Source organism: Halomonas sp. BC04 (assembly GCF_000568385.1).
The window spans coordinates 24,318-34,656 of the sequence record NZ_AZQX01000073.1 but is presented as its reverse complement, the minus strand read 5'-3'; the positions used below and the strand labels follow the sequence as shown (position 1 = coordinate 34,656).

Annotated in this window: 9 protein-coding genes and 2 pseudogenes; 5 read left to right on the top strand and 6 right to left on the bottom strand. The window is 66.3% G+C overall.

The window, feature by feature from the left end; translation table 11 throughout:
* Positions 1–330: 330 nt before the first annotated feature.
* Entirely contained in the window at positions 331–1,311 is a 981-nt protein-coding gene (gene gshB / locus Q427_RS05530; protein ID WP_043511773.1) for a glutathione synthase, read from the bottom strand.
* Positions 1,312–1,481: 170 nt separating this feature from the next.
* On the opposite strand from gshB, the gene Q427_RS05525 reads away from it, so the two are divergent.
* Entirely contained in the window at positions 1,482–2,027 is a 546-nt protein-coding gene (locus tag Q427_RS05525; RefSeq protein WP_043511771.1) for a VOC family protein, read from the top strand.
* A gap of 47 nt (positions 2,028–2,074) precedes the next feature.
* On the opposite strand, the pseudogene Q427_RS05520 reads toward Q427_RS05525, so the two are convergent.
* From Q427_RS05520 to Q427_RS05505, 4 genes and pseudogenes are all read right to left on the bottom strand, one after another.
* Positions 2,075–2,826 (bottom strand): annotated as a pseudogene (locus tag Q427_RS05520) (CvfB family protein).
* A gap of 125 nt (positions 2,827–2,951) precedes the next feature.
* A complete protein-coding gene (locus Q427_RS05515; protein WP_081785836.1) occupies positions 2,952–3,680 on the bottom strand; it encodes a 16S rRNA (uracil(1498)-N(3))-methyltransferase in 729 nt (242 codons plus the stop codon).
* A 28-nt stretch (positions 3,681–3,708) separates the two neighbouring features.
* On the bottom strand, positions 3,709–4,236 hold the full coding sequence (secB, locus tag Q427_RS05510; protein ID WP_043511768.1) for a protein-export chaperone SecB: 528 nt from the start codon (positions 4,234–4,236) through the stop codon (positions 3,709–3,711).
* Positions 4,237–4,265: 29 nt separating this feature from the next.
* Positions 4,266–4,688, bottom strand: coding sequence for a rhodanese-like domain-containing protein (locus Q427_RS05505; RefSeq protein ID WP_043511766.1), 423 nt, complete (start codon positions 4,686–4,688; stop codon positions 4,266–4,268).
* Positions 4,689–4,942: 254 nt separating this feature from the next.
* Here Q427_RS05505 and gpmI point away from each other — a divergent pair, with 254 nt between their 5' ends.
* From gpmI to Q427_RS05490, 4 genes are all read left to right on the top strand, one after another.
* Positions 4,943–6,520, top strand: a complete 1,578-nt coding sequence (gpmI, locus tag Q427_RS05500; protein ID WP_043511763.1) for a 2,3-bisphosphoglycerate-independent phosphoglycerate mutase — start codon at positions 4,943–4,945, stop codon at positions 6,518–6,520.
* 19 nt (positions 6,521–6,539) lie between these two features.
* A complete protein-coding gene (locus Q427_RS05495; RefSeq protein ID WP_331280553.1) occupies positions 6,540–7,409 on the top strand; it encodes a murein hydrolase activator EnvC family protein in 870 nt (289 codons plus the stop codon).
* Positions 7,403–7,699, top strand: coding sequence for a murein hydrolase activator EnvC family protein (locus tag Q427_RS36045; protein WP_331280552.1), 297 nt, complete (start codon positions 7,403–7,405; stop codon positions 7,697–7,699). The genes Q427_RS05495 and Q427_RS36045 overlap by 7 nt, the downstream gene beginning before the upstream one ends.
* A gap of 71 nt (positions 7,700–7,770) precedes the next feature.
* Positions 7,771–9,063 carry a S41 family peptidase gene (locus tag Q427_RS05490; RefSeq protein ID WP_043511761.1) on the top strand — a complete coding sequence of 431 codons (1,293 nt, stop codon included), beginning with the start codon at positions 7,771–7,773 and terminating at the stop codon, positions 9,061–9,063.
* Positions 9,064–9,065: 2 nt separating this feature from the next.
* Here Q427_RS05490 and Q427_RS05485 read toward each other — a convergent pair.
* Positions 9,066–10,312, bottom strand: a pseudogene (locus Q427_RS05485) (UbiH/UbiF/VisC/COQ6 family ubiquinone biosynthesis hydroxylase).
* Positions 10,313–10,339 lie beyond the last annotated feature (27 nt).

Below are 10,339 nucleotides of genomic sequence, written 5' to 3'. Positions count from 1 at the left end.
TCCATGGCCGCCGCCCGGGACTCGGCGGGGGCCTCTTCGGCAGGCTCTCCGGCGGCCTGCTGGTCGGCGTCGGCCATGGCGTCCGCCTCCACCGGAACCTCGGCGGGCTGCGTCACCAGTACCACATCCAGCTCGAGCGTTCCGCCGGGGCCGGCGCAAACCGGAAACTGGCTACCACGCCGATCAGGCCAGATGCAGCAGCAGCGCAGCCGAAAGCGCCAGCCAGCGCCGATAGGAGCGCGTGACCGGGGCATAGCGGATGGGATCGCTGATGGTGACCGCCATGTGTCTCGAAGGCTCTCCTCGTGTTGGGTGTATGGCTGGGCCTGCCTAAGGCGCGGCCCGCTCCAGGCGCCGCTCGATGGCATCCATCAACAGCCCGGCGATGTCGGTACCGCGCTGATCGTCTATCTCACGCACGCAGGTGGGGCTCGTCACGTTGATCTCGGTGATGTAGTCGCCGATCACGTCGAGGCCCACGAACATCAGCCCCCGTTCGCGGATCATCGGCTGTACCTGTTCGATCAGCCAGTAGTCGCGCTTGGTCAGTTCCCGGGTGACACCCGTGCCGCCGGCGGCCAGATTGCCCCGGGTCTCGCCGGCCATGGGCACCCGGGCCAGACCGTAGGGCACCGGCTCCCCCTCGATCAACAGGATTCGGGTATCGCCATCCCTGATCTCGGGAATGTAGCGCTGGGCCATGATCTGTCGCTGGCCACGCTCGGTGAGCGTCTCGATGATCGCCCCCAGGTTCCGCCCTTCCGGCTGCACGTGAAAGATACCGCTGCCACCCATCCCGTCCAACGGCTTGAAGATCACGTCGCGGTGTTCGGCATGGAAGGCGCGCAGCACCGGCTCGCTGCAGGAGACCAGGGTCGGCGTGCAACACTGGGGAAACTCCTGGGCGAAGAGCTTCTCGTTGCAGGAAAGCAGCGCCACGGTAGGGTTGACCACCAGTACGCCCTCGCGTTCGGCGAAGCCCAGCAGATGTACCGCGTTGAGAAAGTGGCCGTCGACCGGTGGATCCTTGCGCATCAGGATCACGTCCAGCTCGGCAAGCGGCGTGGCTTCCGGGGCGCCCAGGGCGTACCAGCGCTCGGGGTCGCGAAAGGCGGTGAGGTCGCGCATCCGCGCATGGGCGCGGCCATCCTTCAGGAACAGATCCTCCTGCTCCATGTAGTGCAGCGACCAGCCTCGCTCCTGGGCGGCCCACAGCATGGCCAGGGTGGTGTCCTTCTTGTAGGTGAGGTGCGCAATGGAGTCCATTACCACCCCGACTTTCAAGGCGGGTTCGCTTGTCAGCTTGCTCATCGGCTTGCTCATCGGAGTCAGTGTGGCCACGAAGGGGCTTGGGTGAACGAAGTATGCCGCAGGCCCTGGCCAACACCAAGGCTGCCACGGGAGACCACGCTTGACAGGTGGGAGCTTTACCCCTAATTTGGTTTCAAATGAAACTAAATACAGACACAGAGGCTCCCGCCATGATCGATATCCAGCAGATTCACCATGTCGCCTACCGCTGCAACGACGCCAAGGAGACCGTCGAGTGGTACCAGGACAAGCTCAACATGGACTTCCTGGTCGCCATCGCCGAGGACCGGGTGCCCTCCACCAAGGAGCCCGATCCCTACATGCATCTGTTCCTCGATGCAGGCAACGGCAATATCCTCGCCTTCTTCGAGATCCCCAATTCACCGCCCATGGGCCGCGACCCAAACACCCCGGAATGGGTCCAGCACATCGCCTTCCGCGTGGCCGACGAGGCCGCCCTGCTGGCCGCCAAGGAGGAACTGGAGAGCAAGGGCGTGAAGGTGCTGGGGCCCACCGAGCACGGCATCATCCGCTCCATCTACTTCTTCGACCCCAACGGACACCGCCTGGAGCTGACCTATGAAAAGGGCACCCCGGAACAGATGAAGCAGCTCAAGGAAGTGGCGCCGGCCATGGTGGAGGAGTGGTCGAAGACCAAGCGGGCACCCAAGCACGCCGCCTGGCTGCATGAGGAAGAGTTCAAGGCGCTGGACTGATCGGCATTGCCTGCTAGTGCCACACGGTCGCAAGCACCTGGGGGCACTTATCCCTCGTCCTGCGCCTCCGTAGCGCCGGGAGTCAGCCGGATCCCGGCATCCTCGATCACGATCAGGCGGCGCTTGTAGAGTCGGCCGATGGCCTGCTTGAAGGCGTTCTTGCTCACTCCCAGCCTTGCCTTGATCACATGGGCCGGGCTGGCATCGGAGAGCGGCAGATAGCCACCGCTCTCGCGCAGTGCCTTGAGCACCTGATCCCCAACCACATCGAGCCGGGCCGAGCCCGGTGGCAGCAATGACAGGTCGAGGCGGCCATCCTCGCGCAGCCGCTTGACGAAGCCGGGCACACGCTGGCCCCTGCGCAGCGGCCGGGTCACGTCGTCCTGATAGAGCAACCCCCAGAAACGGTGATCGACCACCGTCTTGAAGCCGAGATCGGTGCGGTCAGCGATGACCAGCACGACCTCATCACCCGCGGCGTAGCCGGTGGCCTCGTCCTGTATGAAGCGGTCGAGCTTCTGGGAGGCAACCGGCCGGCCCTGCTGATCCTCGTAGATGAGCACCAGTACCGCTTGCCGGGGGTGGGCCGAAAGCGCTGCTCGCCATAGGGCAGCAGCAGATCCCGAGGGTGACCCCAGTCGAGAAACGCCCCCGTCTCGTTGACCGTGACCACCTCCAGATAGGCGACGTCGCCAACCTGGGCCTTGGGCGCGCGAGGGCGACTCTCACGGCCGGAGGGTTGGGGCGGGCGTGGCACTGTGGGCCGACCAGGGCGACGGTCGTGAAAGGAGGAGGACATGGCGAGGGTTCCGCAAGAGTGTGCCGGCATTATGAGGCCTCCCAAGGCTTGGGCAAAGCCGAAGCCAGGAGCCTGTCGGAATTGACCGATCGTCGCAGTAGATCAGCGTTAAGTCCGACAGGCTTCTAGAGATCGCCGAACCGATACTGCAGCAACGACAGCGCCACCACCGGCGCGGTTTCGGTGCGCAGGATGCGCGGGCCGAGGGAGAGGAGAGAAAAATCGGCCGCCAGGGCGGCGTCGACTTCAGTATGGGACAGGCCGCCTTCCGGGCCGATCAGCAGCACCACACTGGACGGCGCCGTTTCGCGCTCGAGGACACGGTTGGTGGCCGGATGGAGCACCAGGCGCAGGGCCTCGTCACGCTCGCCGAGCCAGTCGGTGAGTGACATGGGGGGATGAACCGGCGGCACCGTGGCACGGCCGCACTGCTCGCAGGCGCTGACCGCCACCGCCTGCCAGTGGGCGAGCTTTCTGGCCTCGCGGTCGTTCTTGAGGCGCACGTCTCCATGCTCGGTGTAGAGCGGCGTGATAGCGGCCACACCCAGCTCGACGGCCTTCTGGATGGCGTAGTCCATACGGTCGCCCTTGGAGATCGCCTGCCCCAGGTGGACAAGCATTGGCGACTCCCCGCACCCCGTCTCGACGGTCTCGATGCGTGCCACCACCCGCTTGCGGCCCGACTCGATAAGCACCGCGCTGGCTTCCCGGCCTTGGCCGTCGAACAGGATGAGCGGCGCGCCTTCTCCCATGCGCAGCACCCGCGCCACGTGCCGTGCGGCTCCTTCGGGCAGAACGACGTCGCCGCCGACGGTGAAGTCGGCGGCGACGTGGATACGCGGGGCTCTTGCCACGCTCCTGGCAGACACTGGCGAGCCGCCCTTACTGGGTGGTCTGCTCACCCTGCTGCTGGGCCTGCTCGGCCTCGCGCTTCTTCTTCTGGGCGTAGATCGCCTCGAAGTTGACTGGCGCCAGCATCAGGGGCGGGAAGCCGCCGCGATTGACCAGGTTGTCGACGCACTCGCGGGCATAGGGGAAGAGCACGTTGGGGCAGAAGGCGCCCAGTGTGTGCTCGAGCTGCGCGCCCTCGATGCCGCTGATGCGGAACAGGCCGGCCTGCTCGATCTCGGCCAGGAAGGAGGTGGTCCCCTCCTCGCTGTGCTTGACCTGGGCCGTGACCTTGATCACCACCTCGAACAGGTCGTCACCCACCTTCCTGCTGGAGGTGTTGAGATCCAGGCTGACCTTGGGCTTGAACGGCTGCTGAAAAACGGCAGGCGAGTTCGGCGCCTCGAAGGAGATGTCCTTGACGTAGATACGCTGGACGGCGAACTGCAGCTGCTGCTTGTTCTGGTCGGCGGCCTGGCTGCCACCGGCGGCGTTGGCGTTCGGGCTATTCTCTTCGGCCATGGAAAGTATCCTTTGCGTCTTGTGTTTGACTATTTCTTGACCACCGGCAAACCGTCGGCCTGCCACTGCATCATCCCACCCTTGAGCTTGAGCACCCTGGGCAGGCCGGCCTTGGTCAGCTTGGCAACCGTAATGCCCGCTGACTGGCCGTTCTTGCAGACGACGATGATCGGCTTGTCCTTCGCTTTTTCCAGCTCCCGCATGTTGTCGTCGATACGACTCTGGGGGATGTTGCGCGCACCGGCAATGTGCCCGGCCTTGAAATCCCCGGCCTCGCGGGTATCAACGACCACGGCGTCCTCACGGTTGATCAGTTGCGTCGCCTGACCGGAGGTAACACCACTGGCGGCACTGTTGCGGACCTCGTAGGCGATCCAGGCAGTCAGCACCAACAGGAAGGCACCCACCAGGAGCGGGTGATTCTGCACGAATTCGAACAGCTGATCGATCATGGGTCCGGAACACTCTTCTCGATACACGTTTAGGGCAATCTGAAGGCGGACAGTATACACCAAGCCATGGCCCCTGGTGGCATGGCCCGCGCTTTACCTGATATGACGCTCGACCATGCCGTGCGTTATGATGCCGCAAGCCGATTCAAGTCGCGACCCCCGTCGTCCCCGACGGCTGCAGAAGCTATGGCCAGCGGCACCGCGCCTAGCGGTAAGCCCCGGTCGCGCCAATACCAAACGAGGCCTTTACCCCGATGACGACTCCGACTCCCGCCGCTACACCTCGTCCCGTCGCCCTGATCATTCTCGATGGCTATGGCCATAATCCCGACAGTACCGACAATGCGGTGGCCGCCGCGCACAAGCCGGTGATGGACCGGCTGTGGCAAGAACGGCCCCACACCCTGATTCACACCGATGGCCGTCATGTGGGGCTGCCCGAGGGCCAGATGGGCAACTCCGAAGTGGGCCACATGAACCTGGGTGCGGGGCGCGTCGTCTACCAGGAGCTTACCCGTATCACCAAGGCGGTGGAGGACGGAGACCTGGACGGCAATACCATCCTCACCGACGCCATCGATGCCGCAGTGGCGCAGGACAGGGCCGTGCATCTGCTGGGCCTGCTCTCCCCGGGCGGGGTGCACAGCCACGAGGACCACATCCTGGCCATGGCCGAGCTGGCCGCCCGCCGCGGGGCCAAGCGCATCTTCGTGCACGGCTTCCTCGACGGCCGAGACACGGCGCCCAGGAGCGCGCTGGCCTCGATCGAACGCACCAACGCCAAGCTGGCGGAACTGGTCGGCGCCGACAATGGCGGTGTCGCCTCGATCATCGGCCGCTACTTTGCCATGGACCGGGACAACCGCTGGGATCGCGTCGAGAAGGCCTATCGCCTGCTCACCGAAGGCCACGGCGAGTTCGAGGCGGCCAGTGCCGAAGAGGGGCTACGCGCCGCCTACGAACGAGGCGAGAACGACGAATTCGTCAGCGCCACCGTCATCCGCCCCAACGGCGAGGCTACCCCCATCGCCGACGGCGATGCCGCCATCTTCATGAACTTCCGCGCCGACCGTGCCCGCGAGCTGACCCGGGCTTTCGTCGAGGATGACTTCAGCGGCTTCGAGCGACGGGCTCGCCCCTCCCTGGCAGGGGGTAGTCTGGTGACCCTGACCCAGTACGCCGCCGACATTCCTGCGCCCGCGGCCTTTCCGCCGGCAGAGCTGCACAACACCCTGGGCGAAGTCATGGAGCAGCGCGGCCTGACCCAGCTGCGCATTGCCGAGACCGAGAAGTACGCCCACGTCACCTTCTTCTTCTCCGGTGGCCGCGAGGAGGCATATCGCGGCGAGACTCGGGTACTGGTGCCCTCCCCCCAGGAGGTGAAGACCTACGACGAGAAGCCCGAGATGAGCGCCGAAGAGGTCACCGACCGCCTGGTGGAGGCCATCGATTCCGGCGACTACGACCTGATTGTCTGCAACTACGCCAACGGCGACATGGTCGGCCACACCGGCAAGTTCGACGCCGCCGTCAAGGCCATCGAGGCGGTGGACGCCTGTGTCGGTCGCGTGGTGGAAGCCATCGAGCGTGCCGGCGGCGCCTGCCTGGTCACCGCCGACCACGGCAACGCGGAACAGATGGTGAACCCGGAAACCGGTGTGGCGCAGACCGCTCATACTACCTTCGACGTGCCCATGATCTATGTCGGCCCACAGCCGGTAAGGCTGCTCGATGATGGCTGTCTCTGCGACATCGCACCGACCCTGCTCACGCTGATGAACCAGCCCATCCCCGAGGAGATGACCGGCCGGGTGTTGATCGAACCGGCATGATGAGCCGGGCCCGCAAACCATGAGCTCAATTCGGCACCGCCCTGCCCTGCGAGCCCTGTTGCTTAGCCTTGCGCTGGTGCTGGGCCCGGCAGCGGCTCAGGCCGCCCAACCGAGCGAGCGGGACGCCCGCGAACGCCTGGATGCCATCGGCAGTGAGATCCAGGCGGTCAGCCGACGCCTCGGCGCGACCCGGGAAGCACAGGACGAGGCGACGCAAGAGCTGCGCCAGGTGGAGACGGCGCTGGCCGAGACCCACGGCCGCCTGGACGAGATCCAGTCCGACCGCCAGCGACTGAACCGGGATATCGCCACGCTGGAAGCGGCCCGCGATGAACTGGAGGAGGAGCACGCCGAACAGGTCGCGGCCCTGCAGGTCCAGCTCGATGCCCTCTACCGGCTGGGCCTCACGCCGCAGCTGAAGCTGCTGCTCAACCAGGATGATCCGGCACGGCTCGATCGGCTGCAGACCTACCTCAACCACCTGTCCCGGGCCCGCAATGCCCGCCTCGACGAGATCGCCAACCTTGACGCCCAACTGGCCGAGAACCGCCGCGAACTGCGTGAGCGCGGGGAGCGGCTCGAAGCCCTGGCGGGCGAGCTGGCGTCGCGCAGCGCCGAGCTTTCCCGACGCATGGAGGAGCGGGAGCGACTGGTGGCCGACCTGCAAGGCCGTTACAGCGATGAGCAGAGCCGCCTGGCGGCACTCGATCGTGACCGGACCGAGGCCGAGCGGGTATTGGAACGGGTGCAGCAGGAGATGGCCCGGCTGCAGCGCCCCCCCCCTCCACCGCCATCGAGCAGACCCAGGGTGAGCTGCCCTGGCCGGTCCAGGGCAGCGTCACCTCGAGCTTCCGTCGCGGCGACGGGGTACACCACAACGGCATGCTGATCCAGGCTCGCGAAGGCATGCCGGTCAAGGCCGTGCATGCCGGCCGGGTGGTCTTCGCCGACTGGATGCGCGGCTTCGGCAACCTGCTGATTCTCGACCACGGCGACCAGGTCATGACGCTGCACGCACACCTGCAGCAATTCCATGTCGAAGTGGGCCAGGCGGTCTCCGGCGGCGACACCATCGGTACGGTGGGCACGAGCGGCGGGCACGAATCGTCGGCGCTCTACTTCGAGGTGCGCCGCAACGGCGACCCCATCGACCCCCAGGCCTGGATTGCCAGACGATGAGAGACGCTATTTCACAAGCCCCGGGGCAAGGGCTATGCTGGTCAGCCTCGTCTCGATACTGCGGAGTTCGCATGTCCCTACGTTCTGTCGGCTTCCTGCCCGCTTCCCGGCACCTGCTGGCGACGCTGCTGCTGGCCCTGCCGCTTGCCGCCCTGCCGCTGACCACACACGCCACCGCCCCGGTCGATGAGCTGCCGCTGGAGGATATCCAGACCTTTGCCGAAGTCTTCGAGCGTATCAAGCGGGCCTACGTCGAGGAGGTCGACGACCGCACGCTGATACGCAACGCCATGCGCGGCATGCTCAGCGAACTCGACCCCCACTCCGCCTACCTGGACCGCGACGAGTTCCAGAGCCTGCGGGAAACCACCGAGGGCCAGTTCGGCGGCATCGGCATCGAAGTGGGCCTGGACAACGGCCGGCTGACGATCATCACCCCCATCGATGACACCCCTGCCTCCCGTGCCGGCCTGCAGGCACGGGACACTATCCTGCGAATCGACGATACCTCCACCGAACGCCTCTCGCTGCAGGAGGCCGTCTCGCTGATGCGCGGTGCGCCGGGCAGCGAGATCACCATAACCATCCTGCGCAGCGGTGAAGAGGCCGCCTTCGATGTCACCTTGACCCGCGAGATCATTCGGACCGAGAGCGTGCGCAGTGAGCTGCTGGAAACGGGGTACGGCTACCTGCGGGTCAGCCAGTTCCAGAATCGCACCGGTGAGCAGGTCAACAGTGCCATTCGCCGGCTGGAGCGTGACGCCCCGCTGGATGGCCTGATACTCGACCTGCGCAACAACCCCGGCGGGGTTCTGCAGGCCGCCGTGGCCGTGGCCGATGCCTTCCTCGAAGGCGGCCTGATCGTCTATACCGAAGGGCGCCTGCCGGACACCGAAATGAGCTTTTCCGCCAGTCGCGAGACGGCGGCCCCCGACGTGCCCCTGGTGGTGCTGATCAACGGCGGCAGCGCATCGGCGGCTGAGATCGTCGCCGGCGCCCTGCAGGATCAGCGCCGTGGCGTGATCATGGGGACCGATAGCTTCGGCAAGGGGTCGGTGCAGCAGATCATGCCCCTGGGCAACGGTGAAGGCCTGAAGCTGACCACCGCGCTCTACTACACCCCCAACGGACGCTCGATCCAGGCGCTGGGCATCGAGCCGGACGTGGAAGTGGTGCGCGGGCGGGTGGAAGTGACCGAAACGGGCCGCCAGCTTCGCGAGGCCGACCTGGAGGGTCACCTGCGCTCTCGCGATGACGTCCGCCAGCGCGAGGCAATGACGGAGCGTCTGCGCGAGGACTATCAGCTGGGCGAGGCGCTCAACCTGCTCAAGGCGTTGAACGTGCTTGACCGGCGCGACAGGTAGCCTTAACGGCAGGCGGCAGGCAGGCGGCCGCGGTGCCCGGTCGCCTGCCGCATCAACAGCCGCTTGACCGGTACCAGGCGATCGACTCCCGAAAGGCCGAGGTTGCGCGCCAGGGTCAGGGCCGGATGGCGGCTGCCGAAAAGCAAGCGAAACCCATCCATCAGCGCCAGCATGGTTGCATTGTCGCCGCGCCGCCGCCGCGTATAGCGGGCCAGCACGCTCTCGTGCCCAATCGACATGCCGCGTTGCCGTGCCGTGAGCACCTCTTCCGCCAGCACTGCCACGTCCATCAGCCCGAGGTTGACCCCCTGTCCGGCCAAGGGGTGGATGCTGTGGGCCGCATCCCCCACCAGCACCAGTCCCGGCTGACCATAGGTCCTGGCATGTCGCTGGGTCAGCGGTACGGCAAGCGCCCGATCCACGACTTCCACCCCACCCAGGCGCGACTCGAAGGCCGCGGCCAGGGCGTGGCCCAACGCATCGGGCGACAGCTCGACCAGCCTCGCGGCCTCCTGCGGCGACGTCGACCAGACGATGGAGCAGAAACGGTCATCTCCCTCCACCGTCAGGGGCAGGAAGGCAAGCGGGCCGGTCGGCAGGAAAACCTGGCGCGCCACACCACCATGGGCACGCTCCGTGCGCACCGTGGTCACCACGGCCATATGCCGGTGTCATGGGCGCTGGTTTCGATCCCGGCCAGGGTCCGCAACGGCGACTGCGCCCCGTCGGCGGCCACCACCAGCGACGCGGAGAGGCGCTGGCCATCCTCCAGCAGTACCTGGCGCCCCCGCTCTGTCGTCTCGAGCCCGGATACCCGGGCGCCAAGCTGCACAGCGACTGTCGACAGCTCGGCCAGGCGAGCTTCCAGGGCTGCCAGAATCACGTCGTTCTCGACGATATGCCCCAGCACCGCCACGCCGGCCTGCTCGGCGGTGAAGGCGACTTCGCCGCTGCCTTCGCTGTCCCACACCTGCATATGATGATACGGAGTCACCCGCCTTGTCTGCATCCAGGACCAGGCACCCAGCCCTTGCAACAGCCGTTGCGAGACCGGCGTCAGTGCACTGACCCGCATCGCCGGCTTGCCGCGCCCCACCGCCTTGGCGTCCAGCGGCTCAGGACGAGCATCGAGCAGCGCCACCGAAAGGCCAGCCTGGCCCAGCAGGGCCGCCATGGTCGCACCCACCATGCCGCCACCAACGATAATGACCTCGAAATGCCTGTGCGCCTCTTCAGCCGCGTGTGTCATGTCGCTCTCTCCCTTTCGCCATGCTGG